The sequence below is a fragment of the Pseudomonas sp. IT-347P genome (assembly GCF_949768005.1).
Lineage (GTDB): Bacteria > Pseudomonadota > Gammaproteobacteria > Pseudomonadales > Pseudomonadaceae > Aquipseudomonas.
Genome location: NZ_CATKPQ010000057.1, coordinates 185,455 through 204,482, shown reverse-complemented (window position 1 = coordinate 204,482; position 19,028 = coordinate 185,455). Strand labels below are relative to the sequence as shown.

At 58.0% G+C, this 19,028-nt stretch carries 16 protein-coding genes; 2 read left to right on the top strand and 14 right to left on the bottom strand.

The window, feature by feature from the left end:
- Positions 1–8 precede the first annotated feature (8 nt).
- The 14 genes from rfbA to mtnA all read right to left on the bottom strand — a co-directional run bounded on the left by rfbA (position 9) and on the right by mtnA (position 16,826).
- Positions 9–899, bottom strand: a complete 891-nt coding sequence (gene rfbA, locus ACM6IV_RS23410) for a glucose-1-phosphate thymidylyltransferase RfbA (RefSeq protein ID WP_414871839.1) — start codon at positions 897–899, stop codon at positions 9–11.
- Positions 896–1,789, bottom strand: coding sequence for a dTDP-4-dehydrorhamnose reductase (rfbD, locus tag ACM6IV_RS23405; RefSeq protein ID WP_414871838.1), 894 nt, complete (start codon positions 1,787–1,789; stop codon positions 896–898). Before rfbD ends, rfbA begins: the two co-directional genes overlap by 4 nt.
- Positions 1,786–2,862 carry a dTDP-glucose 4,6-dehydratase gene (gene rfbB, locus ACM6IV_RS23400; protein WP_414871837.1) on the bottom strand — a complete coding sequence of 359 codons (1,077 nt, stop codon included), beginning with the start codon at positions 2,860–2,862 and terminating at the stop codon, positions 1,786–1,788. Before rfbB ends, rfbD begins: the two co-directional genes overlap by 4 nt.
- Before the next feature lie 224 nt (positions 2,863–3,086).
- Positions 3,087–3,326 (bottom strand): lipopolysaccharide assembly protein LapA domain-containing protein, encoded by a 240-nt coding sequence (locus tag ACM6IV_RS23395; RefSeq protein ID WP_414871836.1) that lies wholly within the window; start codon positions 3,324–3,326, stop codon positions 3,087–3,089.
- 30 nt (positions 3,327–3,356) lie between these two features.
- Positions 3,357–3,653: an integration host factor subunit beta gene (gene ihfB / locus ACM6IV_RS23390; protein ID WP_007950920.1), complete on the bottom strand. Its 297-nt coding sequence runs from the start codon at positions 3,651–3,653 to the stop codon at positions 3,357–3,359.
- A 152-nt stretch (positions 3,654–3,805) separates the two neighbouring features.
- Positions 3,806–4,084 carry a hypothetical protein gene (locus tag ACM6IV_RS23385; RefSeq protein ID WP_414871835.1) on the bottom strand — a complete coding sequence of 93 codons (279 nt, stop codon included), beginning with the start codon at positions 4,082–4,084 and terminating at the stop codon, positions 3,806–3,808.
- 203 nt (positions 4,085–4,287) lie between these two features.
- Positions 4,288–5,973, bottom strand: coding sequence for a 30S ribosomal protein S1 (gene rpsA, locus ACM6IV_RS23380; RefSeq protein ID WP_414871834.1), 1,686 nt, complete (start codon positions 5,971–5,973; stop codon positions 4,288–4,290).
- Positions 5,974–6,092: 119 nt separating this feature from the next.
- Positions 6,093–6,782 (bottom strand): (d)CMP kinase, encoded by a 690-nt coding sequence (cmk, locus tag ACM6IV_RS23375; RefSeq protein ID WP_064391442.1) that lies wholly within the window; start codon positions 6,780–6,782, stop codon positions 6,093–6,095.
- Entirely contained in the window at positions 6,779–8,986 is a 2,208-nt protein-coding gene (locus tag ACM6IV_RS23370; protein WP_414871968.1) for a bifunctional prephenate dehydrogenase/3-phosphoshikimate 1-carboxyvinyltransferase, read from the bottom strand. The genes cmk and ACM6IV_RS23370 overlap by 4 nt, the downstream gene beginning before the upstream one ends.
- 28 nt (positions 8,987–9,014) lie before the next feature.
- Complete coding sequence (hisC, locus tag ACM6IV_RS23365) at positions 9,015–10,127, bottom strand: histidinol-phosphate transaminase (RefSeq protein WP_414871833.1); 1,113 nt, start codon at positions 10,125–10,127, stop codon at positions 9,015–9,017.
- 13 nt (positions 10,128–10,140) lie between these two features.
- The gene (gene pheA, locus ACM6IV_RS23360) at positions 10,141–11,235 is read right to left on the bottom strand and encodes a prephenate dehydratase (protein ID WP_016770924.1); all 1,095 of its coding nucleotides are present in this window, start codon (positions 11,233–11,235) and stop codon (positions 10,141–10,143) included.
- Positions 11,235–12,320, bottom strand: coding sequence for a 3-phosphoserine/phosphohydroxythreonine transaminase (gene serC, locus ACM6IV_RS23355; RefSeq protein WP_414871832.1), 1,086 nt, complete (start codon positions 12,318–12,320; stop codon positions 11,235–11,237). Before serC ends, pheA begins: the two co-directional genes overlap by 1 nt.
- A gap of 231 nt (positions 12,321–12,551) precedes the next feature.
- Positions 12,552–15,326, bottom strand: a complete 2,775-nt coding sequence (gyrA, locus tag ACM6IV_RS23350) for a DNA gyrase subunit A (RefSeq protein ID WP_414871831.1) — start codon at positions 15,324–15,326, stop codon at positions 12,552–12,554.
- A gap of 423 nt (positions 15,327–15,749) precedes the next feature.
- Positions 15,750–16,826 (bottom strand): S-methyl-5-thioribose-1-phosphate isomerase, encoded by a 1,077-nt coding sequence (gene mtnA / locus ACM6IV_RS23345; protein ID WP_414871830.1) that lies wholly within the window; start codon positions 16,824–16,826, stop codon positions 15,750–15,752.
- Positions 16,827–16,934: 108 nt separating this feature from the next.
- On the opposite strand from mtnA, the gene ACM6IV_RS23340 reads away from it, so the two are divergent.
- Positions 16,935–18,269, top strand: a complete 1,335-nt coding sequence (locus ACM6IV_RS23340) for a TRZ/ATZ family hydrolase (protein WP_414871829.1) — start codon at positions 16,935–16,937, stop codon at positions 18,267–18,269.
- Between the two features lie 57 nt (positions 18,270–18,326).
- Positions 18,327–19,025, top strand: coding sequence for a bifunctional 2-polyprenyl-6-hydroxyphenol methylase/3-demethylubiquinol 3-O-methyltransferase UbiG (gene ubiG, locus ACM6IV_RS23335; RefSeq protein ID WP_007908399.1), 699 nt, complete (start codon positions 18,327–18,329; stop codon positions 19,023–19,025).
- Positions 19,026–19,028 lie beyond the last annotated feature (3 nt).

The window sequence follows — 19,028 nt, the reverse complement described above, 5'->3', positions numbered from 1 at the left end:
CGCTCGACTTACAGCGAGCCATGATCCAACAGTTTTTGTAGATATTGGCCGTACCCGGTTTTTTTCAGACGCTCTGCCTGAGCTCCAAGTTGTTCGGCGTCAATCCACCCATTGGTATAGGCAATTTCTTCAAGGCACGCGATCTTGAATCCCTGACGATGCTCAATGGTGTGCACAAAGTGACTGGCTTCGAGCAACGAATCATGAGTCCCTGTATCAAGCCATGCAAAACCACGCCCAAGCATTTGAACGCTGAGCGCTTTTTGTTCCAGATAAACTCGGTTGACGTCGGTAATCTCCAGCTCGCCTCGTTCCGACGGCTTGATGTTTTTGGCGATATCAACAACATGATTGTCGTAGAAGTACAGGCCAGTCACCGCATAGCTGGATTTCGGCCGAACAGGCTTTTCCTCAATACTCAAGGCACGGCCAGAATCATCAAACTCAACGACACCAAAACGCTCCGGATCAGAAACGTGATAGCCAAAAACCGTGGCACCACTTTCCTGATTACTGGCAGCGCGCAGATTGTCCGAAAAATGATGCCCGTGAAAAATATTGTCGCCAAGAATCAAACAGCAAGGGTCTTTGCCGATGAATTCCTCGCCGATAATAAATGCCTGCGCCAAGCCGTCAGGACTCGGTTGCTCTGCATAAGACAACTTGATGCCATATACGCTACCGTCACCGAGCAGCTTGCGGAAACAAGGCAGATCTTCAGGCGTAGAAATAATGAGGATTTCCCGCATGCCTGCAAGCATCAACACCGACAGCGGATAGAAGATCATCGGCTTGTCGTAGATAGGCAGCATCTGCTTGGATACGCCCAAGGTTAATGGGTGTAGACGTGTACCCGAACCGCCAGCGAGAATGATGCCTTTACGATTTGTAGTGGTCATTTATTTAACACTTCCATAAGCATTCGGGTGACACCACTTTGCCAATCCGGCAAGTGCAAAGAGAAATTGTCGCGGATTTTTTGAGTATTCAGACGCGAATTCAATGGACGGCGTGCAGGGGTAGGGTAAGCCGTCGTATCAATCGGATTCACCTCCTTGACCGCCAACTCTTCGCCAGCTGCTCGCGCAAAGTCGATGACGTGAGCCGCATAACCGTGCCAGGAAATCTCACCACCAGCAGCCAAGTGATACAGACCACCCAGCTCAGGCGTTTGCTGCACTTTCTGGATAGCTAATACAGTAACATCAGCAATAAGATCCGCACCTGTAGGTGCGCCAATTTGATCGGCGATGACATTGAGACTTTCGCGGTCTTTGGCCAGACGCAACATCGTTTTGGCGAAGTTGTTACCGCGCGCGCCATATACCCAACTGGTACGGAAGATCAGATGCTTGCAGCCGGATTCCAGAATCCCCTGTTCACCCGCGAGCTTGCTGGCGCCATAATGATTCACAGGAGCCACATCATCGGTTTCCTGCCAAGGATTCACACCGGTACCGCTGAATACGTAATCGGTTGAATAGTGGACTAACCATGCGTCCAGAAGTGCTGCTTCTTCCGCCATTACGCGGGTCGCTTCACCATTGACTCGGTCCGCCAGGTCCTTGTCCGACTCGGCCTTATCCACTGCGGTGTAAGCCGCGGCGTTTACAATCACATCGGGCTTGACCTGACGAATAGTTCTACGCAGCGCATCGGCGTTTGCCAAGTCACCGCACAATTCACCAACCGCATTACGATCCAGCGCTACCAAATCACCAAGAGGTGCGAGGGCGCGTTGAAGCTCCCAGCCAACCTGGCCATTTTTGCCGAGCAACAAAATTTTCATTTTTTCACCGAGCGGTCGCTGTAATTGGCATCAATCCACTGCTGGTAGCTGCCGCTTTTTACGTGCTCCACCCATTCGGTATTAGCCAGATACCATTCGACAGTTTTGCGAATTCCGGTCTCGAACGTTTCTTCCGGAGTCCAGCCCAACTCTTTCTCGATCTTGCTGGCATCAATTGCATAACGCTGATCGTGCCCCGGGCGATCCTGAACGTAAGTGATCAGGCTTGCATGCGGTCGATGGGCAGAATCAGGGCGCAGCTCATCAAGCAAAGCACAAAGGGTGTGAACCACTTCGATGTTCTGCTTCTCGTTGTGTCCGCCAATATTGTAAGTCTCACCAATCACACCCTCGGTGACGACTTTGTACAATGCTCGAGCGTGATCCTCGACATACAACCAGTCGCGAATCTGATTGCCTTTACCGTAAACCGGCAGCGGTTTGCCTTCCAGCGCATTGAGAATGATCAACGGAATCAACTTCTCAGGGAAATGGCAGGGCCCATAATTGTTCGAGCAATTTGTAACCAGTGTCGGCAGGCCATAGGTACGAGCCCAGGCACGGACAAGATGATCGGAACTGGCCTTGCTGGCCGAATACGGCGAGCTTGGCTGATAAGGCGTGGTTTCGGTGAACAGATCCTCTGGGCCTTCCAAATCACCATAGACTTCGTCGGTGGAAATGTGATGGAAGCGGAATTTGGCTTTGCGCGCATCATCCAGCGCCGCCCAATAGTGGCGGGCAGCTTCCAGCAGAGTGTACGTACCGATGATGTTGGTCTGAATGAATTCGGATGGACCGGTAATCGAACGATCGACGTGGGACTCCGCGGCCAAGTGCATGATGGCATCTGGCTGATGATCACGCAGGACACGGTCAATCTGATCACGATCACATATGTCGACACGCTCGAACACGTAGCGCGAATCACCACTGACTTCTGCCAGGGACTCAAGATTACCGGCATACGTCAGCTTATCGACGTTGATCACTGCGTCGCTGGTATTGGAAATGATGTGACGGATGACTGCCGAACCGATGAACCCGGCGCCGCCGGTAACTAGAATTTTCACGCGAAACCATACCCTTGAGCTGCGGACAGTGATACCAATGAGCACTGTCTAATCCATGAATGCAGAAGCCATCAAACTTAGGCTTCCGTCAGAGCAAGACTGAATCGACGTGGGCATAGACCCCTATCGAACAAGGGCTGTATTTTACAGCTTAATGAATCTTTTACTAATGGATATAGAAAACCGAGGACGCAAATTCGACAGACGCCCTGTGTCTCCCAATCTCAAACGAGACGCTTGCGTGCCGCTCTGGACGAACGCCCAAGAAACCAGCCCAATAACGGGCCAATCAGCATTCCGATCAACAGTGCTAACACTGCAATCAGCGACACTGGCAACTGCGGGCCGGAAAACCCAAGGAACAAAAGCGAAACCGATTGCTGATTCTCAAGCACAAACGCCAGAACAATCAGAACCATCAGCAGAAGAAACACGCCAAGCAGTATGCGTTTCAGGTTACGCATTCACGCCCCCTCGAATTTTAATAGCGAAGATCAAGCGCCCTCCTCCTCTTCCTCGTTCACACGGTCGCGCAATTCTTTACCCGGCTTGAAATGCGGAACGAACTTACCGTCAAGACTGACGGACTGTCCGGTCTTGGGATTACGCCCAACGCGAGGCGCACGGTAGTGCAGGGAGAAGCTGCCAAATCCACGGATCTCGATGCGATCACCGGTGGCGAGGCACTGGGACATTTGTTCAAGCATGGTCTTGATGGCCAGCTCCACATCCTTGGATGAGAGTAGCCCTTGATGGGTGACAATTCGTTCGATCAACTCCGACTTCGTCATATTTTTCCCTTCTTTTTCAAGCAGCTAGATCAGCGCTTGAAAGGTTTTAGCACGCCCGGAAGATTTTGAACAGCCCAGGGATTGACATATCTTCCACCGCGTCGAAACGCCCGTTTTCAGGGCATCACAGCAACAAACAAGGCACCGCATACTTAACGACATATCACCAGCATGGTTCGTGTCACGTAGCCCGCCGGATTGAAGCCAAAAGGAAACTCATCTTCATCCTTGGCATCATCTGAACGCGTGATCACTTTGTACCCCGCCCCCTTGCACTCCTTGGCTGCGCGCTTCTGGCATTTCTCCCAGCCAGAGCCCAATCCGGAGCAGTCAACCTCTATACCACTGACACCACGCACGGCATGGGTCTTGGCACTGGTCGTACAGCCAGCCAGAACCAATACAACCATGAGGACAATAAACTTGTTCATCCACTTCCTTATGCCAGGCAACTGCCCGACGACTACACGCTTAAGACCAAGCTTAGTCGTGAATAGGCGATTGATCCGATTAAAGAAACAGACCACCCCGAAGAGAGATTGGTTTCACCCAAACCCTCCCGGTGCGACGAACCACCAAATCTCAGGCACAAAAAAGGGCGACCGAAGTCGCCCCTTTTACGATCAAGCAGAACTTAGTTCTGTTTGGCCATTGCTTGACGCAGCAGTGCCGCCATGGTGGTGTCAGCTGCTTCACCTTCCGGAGCTGCTTTCAGGCTCTGGATAGCTTCTTTCTCTTCAGCATCGTCTTTCGATTTGATCGACAGCTGAATTACACGGCTCTTACGATCAACGCTGATGATCTTGGCTTCTACTTCCTGGCCTTCTTTCAGAACGTTGCGCGCGTCTTCAACGCGGTCACGGCTGATTTCGGAGGCTTTCAGAGTCGCTTCGATATCGTCGGCCAGAACGATGATGGCGCCTTTGGCGTCAACTTCTTTCACGGTGCCAGTAACGATTGCGCCTTTGTCGTTAACCGAGACGTACTCGGAGAACGGATCGCTTTCCAGTTGCTTGATACCCAGGGAGATACGCTCGCGCTCTGGGTCAACCGACAGGATAACGGTGTCCAGCTCGTCGCCCTTCTTGAAACGACGAACAGCTTCTTCGCCAACTTCGTTCCAGGAGATGTCGGACAGGTGAACCAGACCGTCGATGCCGCCGTCCAGACCAATGAAGATACCGAAATCGGTGATCGACTTGATGGTGCCGGAGATTTTATCGCCCTTGTTGAACTGGCCAGAGAAATCTTCCCATGGGTTAGATTTGCACTGCTTGATGCCCAGGGAGATACGACGACGCTCTTCGTCGATGTCCAGAACCATAACTTCCACTTCGTCGCCGACTTGTACGACTTTCGAAGGGTGGATGTTCTTGTTGGTCCAGTCCATTTCCGAAACGTGTACCAGACCTTCAACGCCTTCTTCCAGCTCAGCGAAGCAGCCGTAGTCGGTCAGGTTGGTTACACGAGCGGTAACGCGAGTGCTTTCTGGGTAACGGGCTTTGATAGCAACCCATGGATCTTCGCCCAGTTGCTTCAGGCCCAGGGAAACACGGTTGCGTTCGCGATCGTATTTCAGAACCTTGACGTCGATTTCGTCACCAACATTGACGATCTCGGAAGGATGCTTGATGCGCTTCCAGGCCATGTCGGTGATGTGCAGCAGGCCGTCCACGCCACCCAGATCGACGAATGCGCCGTAATCGGTGAGGTTCTTGACGATACCTTTGACTTGCTGGCCTTCCTGCAGCGATTCCAGCAGAGCTTCACGCTCGGCGGAGTTCTCGGCTTCCAGGACGCTGCGACGGGAAACGACAACGTTGTTGCGCTTCTGGTCCAGCTTGATGACCTTGAATTCCAGCTCTTTGCCTTCCAGGTGCGTGGTGTCGCGCACTGGACGGACGTCAACCAGGGAACCTGGCAGGAACGCACGGATGCCGTTAACGTCGACAGTGAAGCCGCCTTTAACCTTACCGTTGATAACGCCCTTGACCACTTCCTCGGCTGCGAAGGCTGCTTCCAGAACGATCCAGCATTCAGCGCGCTTGGCTTTCTCACGGGACAGCTTGGTTTCACCAAAGCCGTCTTCAACCGAATCCAGAGCAACGTGAACTTCGTCACCGACGTTGATGTTCAGTTCGCCAGCATCGTTGTAGAACTGCTCAAGCGGGATGAGTGCTTCAGACTTCAGACCAGCGTGAACGGTTACCCAGCGAGCCTGGTAATCGATATCAACGATAACACCGGTGATGATGGAGCCTGCCTGAAGGTTCAGGGTTTTCAGGCTTTCTTCAAAGAGTTCCGCAAAGCTTTCGCTCATTTTAATTCCTGTAGATGAGGGCGAAGTAAACGCCCATCTCCACACCCCAGACGGTGTGGGTTAGTTTCATTTAAAAGAAGCACCGCAGGACTATGACTGGTCCCCTGCGACCCTCTTGGTCACCCGGCGATATCGCGAATGGCGATCTCGCTCATGATGCGTTCAAGCACCTGATCGATGGAAAGCTCCGTGGAATCCAGCTGAATCGCGTCGGCCGCCGGCTTGAGCGGGGCTACTGCGCGCTGGGTGTCACGCTCGTCGCGTGCACGGATCTCATCTAGCAGACTCGACAGACTAACACCCTCGACTTTGCCCTTCAACTGCAAATATCGACGGCGCGCCCTCTCCTCAGCACTGGCGGTGAGAAAAATCTTCAGGGGTGCATCGGGAAAAACCACCGTACCCATGTCGCGGCCGTCGGCCACCAGACCCGGCGCCTCCTGAAAAGCACGCTGACGCTGCAACAGCGCCTCGCGCACGGCCGGCAATGCCGCGACCTGAGAAGCGCCGGAGCCGACGCTTTCAGTGCGGATGACATCGCTGACCTCATCACCTTCCAGAATGATGCGCTGCAGCTGACCTTCAGTCGCCGCTATGAACTGAACATCCAGATGAGCGGCAAGCTTCTTCAGCAGCTCTTCATTGGTCAGGTCGACACCATGGTTGTGCGCAGCAAATGCCAGCAGGCGGTACAGCGCACCGGAATCCAGCAGGTTCCAGCCCAGACGCTTGGCCAGAATCCCGGCTACGGTGCCTTTGCCCGAACCGCTTGGCCCATCAATGGTGATGACCGGTGCAATGTTTTTCACGACTGAGCCTCTTGTGCCACACGGATACCGACCTGCCCGCACAGCGCGAGGAAGTTCGGGAACGACGTCGCGACGTTGGCGCAATCATGGATGCGGATCGGTGCAGTGGCGCGCAACGATGCAACGCTAAACGCCATCGCAATACGGTGATCGCCATGCCCATGCACTTCGCCGCCGCCAATCCGGCCGCCGTCAATAATGATGCCGTCCGGAGTCGGCTGGCATTTGACGCCCAGCGCCAACAGACCGTCCGCCATGACCTGAATACGATCAGACTCCTTGACCCGCAACTCTTCGGCCCCCGTCAGCACGGTGCGCCCTTCGGCGCAGGCAGCGGCCACGAACAGCACCGGGAACTCATCAATCGCCAGCGGGACCAGCGCTTCCGGAATCTCGATACCTTTGAGTTTAGCTGCCCGTACGCGCAGGTCAGCTACAGGCTCACCACCAACTTCACGCTGGTTTTCCAGGGTGATGTCCGCGCCCATCAGGCGCAGGATATCGATCACACCGGTGCGGGTCGGATTGATGCCGACGTGCTCGAGCACCAGCTCGGAACCTTCGGCAATCGAAGCGGCAACCAGGAAGAATGCCGACGACGAAATGTCACCTGGTACTTCAATATGGGTCGCGGTCAGCTTGCCACCGGACTCAACCGAAGCCGTAGCGCCTTCAACGCTGACCGGATAACCGAAGCCACGCAGCATGCGCTCGGTGTGATCGCGGGTCGGTGCAGGCTCGGTCACCGTGGTCTTGCCTTCAGCGTACAGCCCCGCTAGCAGCAGGCAGGATTTCACCTGAGCACTGGCCATCGGCATGGTGTAGGTCAGGCCTTTGAGCTTGTGCCCGCCACGAATGGTCATCGGCGGACGACCTTCGGCAGCGGTTTCGATTACGGCGCCCATTTCACGCAGCGGGTTGGCCACGCGGTTCATCGGACGCTTCGAAAGCGAGGCATCACCCGTCAAAACACTGTCGAAGTTCTGTGCAGCCAACAGGCCGGACAGCAGACGCATCGAAGTACCGGAGTTGCCCAGATAGATCGGGCCCGGCGCAGGCTTCAGACCGTGCAGGCCGACACCGTGGATGGTCACGCGGCCGTGGTGCGGGCCTTCGATGACCACGCCCATGTCGCGGAACGCCTGCAAGGTCGCCAGGGCATCTTCGCCCTCAAGGAAGCCTTCGACTTCGGTGACGCCTTCGGCCAGCGAGCCGAGCATGATCGAACGGTGGGAAATCGATTTGTCACCCGGTACGCGAATCCGACCGGACAGGCGGCCACCAGGTTGAGCCAGGAAGATCAGATCGTTGGAATTCATAGCGTCCACATAGGCCCTGCGGGCCAGGATTTTACTGAAATGCTCGCGGGCAACCCGGGCGCGCGTGAAAACGCCCAACAATTGGTGCCCATCCCCTGCATCGACCGCGTCGCGCAAGGCGTCGAGGTCGCTGCGAAATGTATCGAGTGTGCGCAGGACAGCCTCGCGGTTGGCGAGGAAGATGTCGTGCCACATCACCGGGTCGCTTCCGGCGATTCTTGTGAAATCGCGGAAACCGCCCGCAGCGTAACGGAAGATCTCAAGATTTTCATTGCGCTTGGCCAACGAATCAACCAGACCAAAGGCCAGCAGGTGCGGCAAATGGCTGGTCGCGGCCAGCACTTCATCGTGACGCTCGACCTGCATGTGCTCGACGTCGGCGCCCAATTCGCGCCACAGACGATCGACCACAGCCAATGCGGCCGGATCGGTTTGCTCAAGCGGCGTGAGGATCACTTTGTGGCGACGGAACAGCTCGGCATTGGAGGCTTCTACCCCACTCTGCTCGGAACCGGCGATCGGATGGCCGGGCACGAAGCGCGCCGGCATGCCGCCGAACGCCTCGGTTGCTGCGCGCACCACATTGCCTTTGGCACTGCCGACATCGGTGAGAATCGTCGACCCCAGATCCATACTCGCCAGACGCGCGAGCACTTTTTCCATCGCCAGTATCGGCACCGCCAACTGAATTACGTCAGCGCCCTGGCATGCGATCGCCAAGTCATCTTCACAGCGATCGACCACACCCAACTCGACCGCCAGCTTGCGCGATTGCGGGTCGAGATCGACCCCGACCACTTCGCGGCATACACCGCTTTCGCGCAAGCCTTTGGCAAACGAACCACCGATCAATCCCAGACCGACCACCACAAGGCGCCCGATCATAGGTGCAGCAGATTGCAGTGCAGTGACATCACCCACGAGCCAGAACCTTGCGCAGCGCTTCGAGGAAGCGGCTGTTTTCCGCCGGCAGACCGATGGTCACCCGCAGGTGGTTCGGCATGCCGTAGTTGGCCACCGGACGCACGATCACGCCTTCGCGCAGCAAGCCCTGGAACACCGGGGCTGCAACCCGACCAAGATCAACACAAATGAAGTTGCCTTTGGATTCGATCCAGCTCAGGCCCAACTCACGGAAACCGGCTTGCAACTGCTGCATGCCCGACTCATTGAGCTGGCGGCTTTGCGCGAGATATTCCTCGTCCTTCAACGCCGCACAGGCTGCCGCCAAGGCGAGACTGTTGACGTTGAACGGTTGGCGCACACGGTTCAGCACGTCAGCAACAACTGGAGTTGACAGACCGTAGCCGACACGCAACGCCGCCAGGCCGTACGCCTTGGAGAAGGTGCGCGAAACCAGCAGATTCGGGTAAGCGGCGAGGAAATCCAGACCGTCCGGCAAATCGCTGCCCTCGGCGTACTCAATGTAAGCCTCGTCCAGCACCACCAGCACATGCTCCGGTACATCCTGCAGGAATTCGTCCAGCGCTTCTGCGCCGAACCAGGTGCCGGTCGGGTTGTTAGGGTTGGCAATGAACACGACGCGAGTATTGGCATCGATGGCCGCGAGCATTGCAGGCAGGTCATGCCCCCAATCCTTCGCCGGCACCACTTTGGCTTGCGCGCCGACCGCTTGAGTGGCAATCGGGTACACCGCAAACGCGTGCTCGCTGAACACCGCATTGAGGCCCGGCGCCAGATAGGCCCGCGCGACCAGCTCGAGAATGTCGTTGGAGCCATTGCCCAGCGTGACCTGGTTCAGTTCGACACGGCATTGCTCGGCCAGCAGGGATTTCAATGCGAAACCATTGCCATCCGGGTAACGAGTCAGCTCGGCCAACTCTTCGCGGATCGCCGCCAAGGCTTTCGGACTGGCGCCCAGCGGGTTTTCGTTGCTCGCCAGTTTGACGATTTTTGCCGGATCCAGATCCAGCTCGCGCGCCAGTTCGTCCACCGGTTTGCCCGGAACGTACGGCGAAAGTTGTTGCACGCCCGGCTGTGCCAGAGCGAGGAAGTTGCCACTCATTTGCTACCGCCCCTTAAAGAACTGCTTTCGGGTAGGAACCCAGCACTTTGAGTGCTACTGCTTCCTGACTGATCTTTTCCAGCACACCCTTGATCAACGGATCACGGTGGTGGCCGACGAAGTCGATGAAGAACACGTACGTCCATTTACCGCTGCGCGACGGACGGGTTTCGATCCGGGTAAGGTCGATCCCGTTGTCATGGAACGGCACCAGCAGCTCGTGAAGCGCGCCCGGCTTGTTGCTCATGGACACGATGATCGAGGTCTTGTCGTCGCCGGTCGGCGGCACTTCCTGATTACCGATCATCAGGAAGCGCGTCGAGTTGTCCGGACGGTCTTCGATCTTCTCGGCCAGACGGGTCAGGCCATACAGCCCTGCCGCCATGTCACCGGCAATCGCCGCCGAGTTCCACTCACCCTTGACCCGCTTGGCCGCTTCAGCGTTGCTGGACACCGCCACGCGCTCGACATTCGGGTAGTGTGCGTCCAGCCACTTGCGGCACTGGGCCAGCGACTGCGCGTGGGAATAGATGCGGCTGATGCTGTCGGTCTTGGTGTTTTCACCGACCAACAGGTGATGGTGAATACGCAGCTCGACTTCGCCACAGATCACCATGTCGTGTTCGAGGAAGCTGTCCAGCGTGTGATTGACCGCGCCTTCGGTGGAGTTTTCCACCGGCACCACGCCAAAATTCACCGCACCAGCCGCCACTTCACGGAACACTTCGTCGATCGCCGCCATCGGCTTGCTGATCACCGCGTGACCAAAATGCTTCATCGCCGCCGCCTGGGTGAAGGTGCCTTCCGGGCCGAGGTAAGCCACTTTCAGCGGCTGCTCCAGCGCCAGGCACGAGGACATGATCTCGCGAAACAAGCGCGCCATCTCTTCGTTGCCCAGCGGCCCCTGATTGCGCTCCATCACCCGCTTGAGCACCTGAGCTTCGCGCTCAGGACGATAGAACACCGGCACTTCGCCTTCGGCCAGCGAGGCCATCTTCACGCGGGCGACTTCCTGGGCGCAACGCGCACGCTCACTGATCAGCTCGAGGACTTTGGTGTCCAGAGCGTCAATGCGAACGCGCAGTGCCTTGAGTTCTTGCTCGGACATCAGCCGTGTTCCTTCTCGAATTCCGCCATGTACGCCACCAGCGCGTTGACCGCGGTGATGTCGACGGCGTTATAGATGGAGGCGCGCATGCCGCCCACGGAGCGGTGGCCCTTGAGGTTGAGCAGGCCACGCGCATCGGCGCCGGCGAGGAACGGCTTGTCCAGACGATCATCAGCCAGACGGAACGGCACGTTCATCCACGAGCGGTCCGACTTGTTGATCGGGTTGCTGTAGAGGCCGCTGGCGTCGATGAACTCATACAGCGTGCGCTGTTTGACGTCGTTGAGCTTGGCGATGGCTTCAACGCCACCCTGCTCTTTCAGCCACTGGAACACCAGGCCGGACAAGTACCAGGCCAACGTCGGCGGGGTGTTGTACATCGAGCCGTTATCGGCCGCGACCTTGTAGTCGAGCATGGTCGGGCACAGCGCACGCGCCTTGCCCAGCAAGTCTTCGCGGATGATGTTGACGAGGATGCCGCTCGGGCCGATGTTCTTCTGCGCGCCGGCGTAGATCATGCCGAAACGCGAGATGTCGACCGGGCGCGAGAGAATGTCCGAAGACATGTCGGCGACCAGGGGCACATCACCGGTTTCCGGGATCCACTGGAATTCCAGACCACCGATGGTTTCATTCGGCGCGTAGTGAACGTAAGCGGCGTCTTTCGACAGGCTCCATTCGTTCTGGCCGGGAATAGCGAAATAATCATAAGGCTTGGCGGTAGCGGCAACATTGACGTGACCGTAGCGCGAGGCTTCTTCGATGGCTTTCTGCGACCAGATACCGGTGTCGATGTAGTCGGCCGAGCCGTTTTCCGGCAGCAGGTTCAGTGGTATCTGCGCGAATTGCTGGCTGGCGCCACCTTGCAGAAACAGCACTTTGTAGTTCGACGGGATGTTCAGCAGATCACGCAGATCTTGCTCGGCCTGGGTGGCAATGGACACGAACTCATCGCTGCGATGACTCATTTCCATGACCGACAGACCCTTGCCATGCCAATCAAGGAGTTCACCTTGGGCGCGCTGCAGGACAGCTTCAGGAAGCGCCGCAGGACCGGCGCAGAAGTTATAGGCTCGCTTGCTCACATCCAATCTCGCTCTGATTTGGTGGTATCACGCAATAAATCACACTACCGATCAACACGGTCCTGTGGGAGCGAGCCTGCTCGCGAATGCATCACCGCGGTGTGCCAGAGGTACCGCAGCGCCTGCATTCGCGAGCAGGCTCGCTCCCACAGGGGATATCCATGATGTCGAAATTTCATACCGGACAAATAACAAGGGGGCGAATTCTCATCCGCCCCCTCGTTTGTCCGCTTATTCTTGCGGTTCTTCGTCTGCTGCGGCGTCGAGTTGCTGGTCTTCACCGGCATCGTCGTTAACGACAGTGCCTTCGAATTCCTCGCCCTCTTCACCCTCAAGCTCTTCACCTTCAACTTCCGAAGGCTCCTGAACCCGCTCCAGCCCGACCAGGGTTTCATCCTTGGCCAGCTTGATCAGCGTCACGCCCTGAGTGTTACGGCCCAGGCTCGACACTTCGTCGACACGGGTACGCACCAGAGTACCCTGATCGGAGATCAGCATGATTTCTTCACCGTCCTGCACCTGAACTGCGCCGACCAGACGACCGTTACGCTCGTTGCTGACCATGGCGATCACGCCCTGACCGCCACGCTTGTATTCAGGGAATTCGGTGATCGCCGTGCGCTTGCCGTAGCCGCGCTCGGAAGCGGTGAGGATTTCGCTGCCTTCTTCCGGAATCAGCATGGAGATCAGCTTCTGCCCTTCCGGCAGACGCATGCCACGCACACCGCGGGCGGTACGGCCCATGGCGCGAACTTCGGATTCCTTGAAGCGCGTGACCTTGCCGCCGTCGGAGAACAGCATGATTTCCTGCTCGCCATCGGTGATGGCAGCGGAGATCAGGATGTCGCCCTCGTCCAGTTCCAGCGCGATCAGACCGACGCTGCGCTGACGGCTGAAGGCCACCAGCGGAGTCTTCTTCACAGTACCGTTGGCGGTCGACATAAAGATGAACGGCGCTTTCTTGCGGTCAGCAGCCTTGATGCGAGCGCGACGCTCTTCGTCGGTTTCGTTGCTGTTTTCGATCTCTTCTACATCAGCCTCGACGCCTTCGGCCTCTTCTTCATCGGCCCGACGCTTCATGGCTTCGAGATCGACCGGCAGCATGGTGGTGATGTATTCACCCTCGCTCAACGGCAAGAGGTTGACCAGCGGACGACCACGGGCGGCGCGGGACGCTTCCGGAATCTCGTAGGTCTTGAGCCAGTACACCTTGCCCTTGCTGGAGAACAGCAGCAGCGTGGTGTGGCTGTTGGCTACCAGCAGGTGAGCGATGTAGTCCTCATCCTTGACGCCGGTGGCCGACTTGCCTTTACCGCCACGACGCTGAGCCTGGTACGCAGCCAATGGCTGGGTCTTGGCATAGCCACCGTGGGAGATGGTCACGACGCGCTCTTCTTCCGGGATCATGTCACCCAGGGTCAGGTCGAGACGGGCATCGAGAATTTCGGTACGACGCTGATCGCCGTATTCGGCGCGGATCACTTCCAGCTCTTCGCGGATCACTTCCATCAGGCGCACGGCGCTGTTGAGGATGCGGATCAGCTCGCCGATCTGGTTGAGGATCTCTTGATACTCGGCCAGCAGTTTTTCGTGTTCCAGGCCGGTCAGACGGTGCAGACGCAGCTCCAGAATGGCTTGCGCCTGTTCTGGCGACAGGAAGTACTTGCCTTCGCGCAGACCGTATTGCGGATCGAGGTTTTCCGGACGGCACGAATCGGCACCGGCACGTTCAACCATCGCCACCACTGCCGAGGATTCCCACGGCGTGCTGACCAGCGCTTCTTTGGCTTCCGACGGCGTCGGCGAAGCCTTGATCAGGGCAATCACCGGGTCGATGTTCGACAGGGCAACAGCCTGGCCTTCGAGGATGTGCCCACGCTCGCGCGCCTTGCGCAGTTCGAACACGGTACGACGGGTGACGACTTCGCGACGGTGACGGACGAAGGCTTCCAGCAGATCCTTGAGGTTAAGGATGCGTGGGCGGCCGTCGATCAGCGCAACGATGTTGATGCCGAATACCGATTGCAGCTGGGTCTGGGCGTAGAGGTTGTTGAGGATCACCTCAGGCACTTCGCCGCGACGCAGTTCGATCACGACGCGCATACCGTCCTTGTCGGACTCGTCGCGCAGTTCGGTGATGCCTTCCAGCTTCTTCTCTTTGACCAGCTCGGCGATCTTCTCGATCAGACGCGCCTTGTTCAACTGGTACGGCAGTTCGGTGATGACGATCTGCTGACGGCCACCGACCTTGTCGATGTCTTCAATGATCGAGCGGGCACGCATGTAAATACGTCCGCGACCGGTGCGGTAAGCTTCGATAATGCCGGCGCGACCGTTGATGATCGCCGCGGTCGGAAAGTCCGGACCCGGGATGTACTGCATCAGTTCATCGACGGTCAGCTCAGGGTTGTCGATGAGCGCCAGGCAACCGTCGATGACTTCACCGAGGTTGTGCGGCGGAATGTTGGTCGCCATGCCCACGGCGATACCGCTGGAGCCGTTGACCAGCAGGTTGGGGATACGGGTCGGCATGACCGCCGGGATCATTTCGGTGCCGTCGTAGTTCGGCACCCAGTCCACGGTTTCCTTGTGCAGGTCAGCCAGCAGCTCGTGCGCCAGCTTGGTCATGCGCACTTCGGTGTATCGCATGGCCGCAGCGTTGTCGCCGTCGACCGAGCCGAAGTTGCCCTGACCGTCTACCAGCAGGTAGCGCAGGGAGAAAGGCTGAGCCATACGAACGATGGTGTCGTACACCGCAGTATCACCGTGCGGGTGATACTTACCGATCACGTCGCCGACAACACGGGCAGATTTCTTGTACGGCTTGTTGAAGTCGTTGCCCAGCTCGCTCATCGCGAACAGTACGCGACGGTGCACGGGCTTGAGGCCATCGCGCGCATCCGGCAGTGCACGGCCGACGATCACGCTCATCGCGTAGTCGAGGTAGGACTGTTTCAGCTCGTCTTCGATATTGACCGGGAGGATTTCTTTGGCCAGTTCGCCCATGAGAAGCCTGATTCCTTTTTCTGGTGAAACTTCGTCATATCCATATGGGACCAACGAAGCTCGTCGGGGCAGGCCGAGTGCCATGCGCCGACTTACGACAAATCAACATTGGATCGCGGATTTGCGCAGTAAAGACAGCTCCGTGGAGCTGCCTCGGAAAACGCCGGATGTTATCACAAGAGCCGCCACGCACCTATCCCCCTGATGCGCATGGAGCATAGTTAGTTGACCGGTGACAGGCTTAACGGGGACGAGAGAGGCTCAGAGCTTCTTTGAATGCGAAATTGGAGCTTGGTTTAGCGATGTTTATTGACTTTTAAGGCCCCTTCGCGAGCAAGCTCGCTCCCACATTGTTCAATGGTGATCACAAAACCTGTGGGAGCGAGCTTGCTCGCGAAGAGGACAACGCAGACATCAAGTCAATCAGTGCAGGCGTTTGCGGCACATCAACTGGGCCATTTTCGCGGTGTCCGGACGCTCGACGATGCCTTTTTCGGTGACGATCGCGTCGATGAGATCCGCCGGGGTCACGTCAAACACCGGGTTGAATGCTTCAACGTCCGCACCGACGCGCTTGCCACCGACTTCCAGCAACTCGGCGCCGTCGCGCTCCTCGATGGGAATGTCGTCACCACTGGCCAGGTTCATGTCGATGGTCGAACTCGGCGCCACCACCATGAAACGCACGCCGTGGTGCATAGCGTTGACCGCCAGTTGATAGGTGCCGATCTTGTTGGCCACGTCACCATTGGCGGTGATGCGATCCGCGCCCACGATCACCCAGGTCACGCCTTTGGTTTTCATGATATGCGCCGCAGCGGAGTCGGCATTGAGCGTCACCGGAATGCCTTCGTTGGCCAGTTCCCACGCCGTCAGGCGCGAACCCTGCAGCCAGGGACGGGTTTCATCGGCATAAACGCGCTCGACCATGCCTTCCAGATAAGCTGCGCGAATCACCCCCAGCGCCGTACCGAACCCGCCGGTAGCCAGGGCACCGGTATTGCAGTGGGTCAGAATCGCCTGGGCATTGCCCTGATGTTTGCGGATCAGATCAACGCCGAGCTGAGCCATGGTCAGATTGGCTTCGCGATCGCTTTCATGAATGGCGATGGCTTCGGCTTCGAGCGCCACCAGCGGATCGGCGTTTTCTTTCAGGCGATCGAGGCGATCGTGCATTCGGCCCAACGCCCAGAACAGATTGACTGCCGTCGGACGCGAATCGGCCAGCAAGGCGAAATCCTCTTCCAGCGCCGCATACCAGTCGCCACCTTCGGCAAGCCGCGCTCGTGCGGCGAGGACGATGCCATAGGCCGCACTGATGCCGATGGCCGGCGCGCCACGCACCACCATCGAACGAATCGCCTGCGCCACACCCGCGGCGCTGGTGTAGGCAATCCAGGTTTCTTCGAACGGCAAAATACGCTGATCCAGCAGGTGGAGCGCGCCATCTCGCCAATCGATGGCCTTTACTTTCTCCGCAGCCAACAGTCGATCGCGCATCCCTCACCCCGCACTCATGAACAAAAGCCGCCGATTATAGCGATCCCCCCGCGAAGACGCTCGGGTATACTTCGCCATCCTTTACAAAAGCACTGGAACCGACCCTCGATGCCGAAACCTGCCATTGCGCTCGACTTATTATTGCTGCCGACCTGGCTGGTACCCGTCGAACCCGCAGGCGTTGTGCTCAAGGAGCACGGCCTGGGCATACGCGACGGTCGCATCGTGTTTATCGGCCCGCGCGCCGAAGCACTGAAGTGCAACGCCACTGAAGTCCGCGAATTGCCGGACGTGCTGCTCGCCCCCGGACTGATCAATGCTCACGGCCACGCAGCGATGACACTGTTCCGCGGCTTGGCCGACGATCTGCCATTGATGACCTGGCTGGAAAACCACATCTGGCCAGCCGAAGCCAAGTGGGTCGATGAAGATTTCGTCCGTGACGGCACTGACCTGGCCATCGCCGAGCAGCTCAAAGGTGGCATCACCTGTTTCTCGGACATGTATTTCTTCCCGAAAGTCGCCAGCGAGCGCGTACACAACAGCGGCATTCGTGCGCAGATCGCCATTCCGATCCTTGATTTCCCGATTCCGGGCGCCAGCAGCGCCGATGAAGCCATTCGTCAGGGCGTCGAATTGTTCGGCGATCTGAAGCATCACGAACGCATCAAGATCACTTTCGGCCCCCATGCACCGTACACCGTCGGCGACGAAAACCTTGAGAAAATCCGCGTGATTGCCGAGGAACTCGACGCTTCGATCCACATGCACGTCCATGAAACCGCCTTCGAAGTCCAGCAGGCGCTGGAGCAACACGGCGAACGTCCGCTCGCCCGCCTAGGTCGCCTGGGTCTGCTCGGCCCGCGCTTCCAGGCCGTGCACATGACCCAGATCAGCGATGACGATCTGGCGTTGCTGGTAGAAAGCAACACCAGCGTGATCCACTGTCCGGAGTCGAACCTGAAACTGGCCAGCGGCTTCTGCCCGATCGAGCGCCTGTGGCAGGCTGGCGTCAATGTAGCGGTCGGTACCGATGGCGCGGCGAGCAACAATGATCTTGACCTGCTTGGTGAAACCCGCACCGCCGCCCTGCTGGCCAAAGCCGTCGCCGGTTCGGCCACGGCGCTGGATGCCCATCGGGCACTGCGCATGGCCACTCTGAACGGCGCCCGGGCATTGGGGATCGAAGCGCAAGTCGGCTCGCTGGAGATCGGCAAAGCCGCGGACATCGTCGCTTTCGACCTGTCCGGTCTGGCGCAACAACCGGTCTACGACCCGGTTTCGCAGCTTATATACGCCACCGGCCGCGACTGCGTGAAACACCTGTGGGTCGCCGGCAAGCAACTGCTCGAAGACCGCCGCCTGACGCGACTGGATGAAGAACAGCTTGGCACTATTGCCCGGGCCTGGGGCCAGCGCATCAGCGGCCACAAAGAATCGTAAAAACCCCGGAACGCACGCCGGGGCTACAGCCTTTTTCAAGTTTCAGAGGAATTACACATGAGCAACGTCGACCACGCCGAAATCGCCAAATTCGAAGCCCTGGCCCATCGCTGGTGGGACCGCGAAAGCGAGTTCAAACCCCTGCATGACATCAACCCGCTGCGGGTCAACTGGATTGACGAGCGGGTCAATCTGGCCGGCAAGAAAGTCCTCGACGTCGGTTGCGGCGGCGGCATCCTCAGCGAAGCCATGGCCCAACGTGGCGCCACCGTGATGGGCATCGACATGGGCGAAGCGCCATTGGCGGTTGCGCAACTGCATCAGCTGGAATCCGGCGTCAGCGTCGAGTACCGCCAGATCACCGCCGAAGCCCTGGCCGAAGAAATGCCCGAGCAGTTCGACGTGGTCACTTGCTTGGAAATGCTCGAGCACGTGCCCGACCCGTCGTCGGTGATCCGCGCCTGCTTCCGCATGGTCAAGCCGGGCGGCCAGGTGTTCTTCTCGACCATCAACCGCAACCCGAAGGCGTATCTGTTCGCCATCATCGGCGCTGAATACATCATGAAGCTGCTGCCGCGCGGCACCCACGACTTCAAGAAATTCATCCGCCCGTCCGAGCTCGGCGCCTGGAGCCGCATGGCCGGCCTGACCGTCAAGGACATCATCGGCCTGACCTACAACCCGCTGACCAAGCACTACAAGCTGGCCAACGACGTTGACGTCAACTACATGATCCAGACCCTGCGCGAGGAGTAAGCC

Bases quoted from the DNA above. Each gene is read 5' to 3' on its own strand.
- rpsA (WP_414871834.1), bottom strand. From the start codon at position 5,973: ATGAGCGAAAGCTTTGCGGAACTCTTTGAAGAAAGCCTGAAAACCCTG.
- ACM6IV_RS23370 (WP_414871968.1), bottom strand. From the start codon at position 8,986: ATGATCGGGCGCCTTGTGGTGGTCGGTCTGGGATTGATCGGTGGTTCG.
- pheA (WP_016770924.1), bottom strand. From the start codon at position 11,235: ATGTCCGAGCAAGAACTCAAGGCACTGCGCGTTCGCATTGACGCTCTG.
- mtnA (WP_414871830.1), bottom strand. From the start codon at position 16,826: ATGCGCGATCGACTGTTGGCTGCGGAGAAAGTAAAGGCCATCGATTGG.
- ACM6IV_RS23395 (WP_414871836.1), bottom strand. From the start codon at position 3,326: ATGCGTAACCTGAAACGCATACTGCTTGGCGTGTTTCTTCTGCTGATG.
- rfbA (WP_414871839.1), bottom strand. From the start codon at position 899: ATGACCACTACAAATCGTAAAGGCATCATTCTCGCTGGCGGTTCGGGT.
- rfbD (WP_414871838.1), bottom strand. From the start codon at position 1,789: ATGAAAATTTTGTTGCTCGGCAAAAATGGCCAGGTTGGCTGGGAGCTT.
- gyrA (WP_414871831.1), bottom strand. From the start codon at position 15,326: ATGGGCGAACTGGCCAAAGAAATCCTCCCGGTCAATATCGAAGACGAG.
- ubiG (WP_007908399.1), top strand. From the start codon at position 18,327: ATGAGCAACGTCGACCACGCCGAAATCGCCAAATTCGAAGCCCTGGCC.
- hisC (WP_414871833.1), bottom strand. From the start codon at position 10,127: ATGAGTGGCAACTTCCTCGCTCTGGCACAGCCGGGCGTGCAACAACTT.
- ACM6IV_RS23340 (WP_414871829.1), top strand. From the start codon at position 16,935: ATGCCGAAACCTGCCATTGCGCTCGACTTATTATTGCTGCCGACCTGG.
- ihfB (WP_007950920.1), bottom strand. From the start codon at position 3,653: ATGACGAAGTCGGAGTTGATCGAACGAATTGTCACCCATCAAGGGCTA.
- ACM6IV_RS23385 (WP_414871835.1), bottom strand. From the start codon at position 4,084: ATGAACAAGTTTATTGTCCTCATGGTTGTATTGGTTCTGGCTGGCTGT.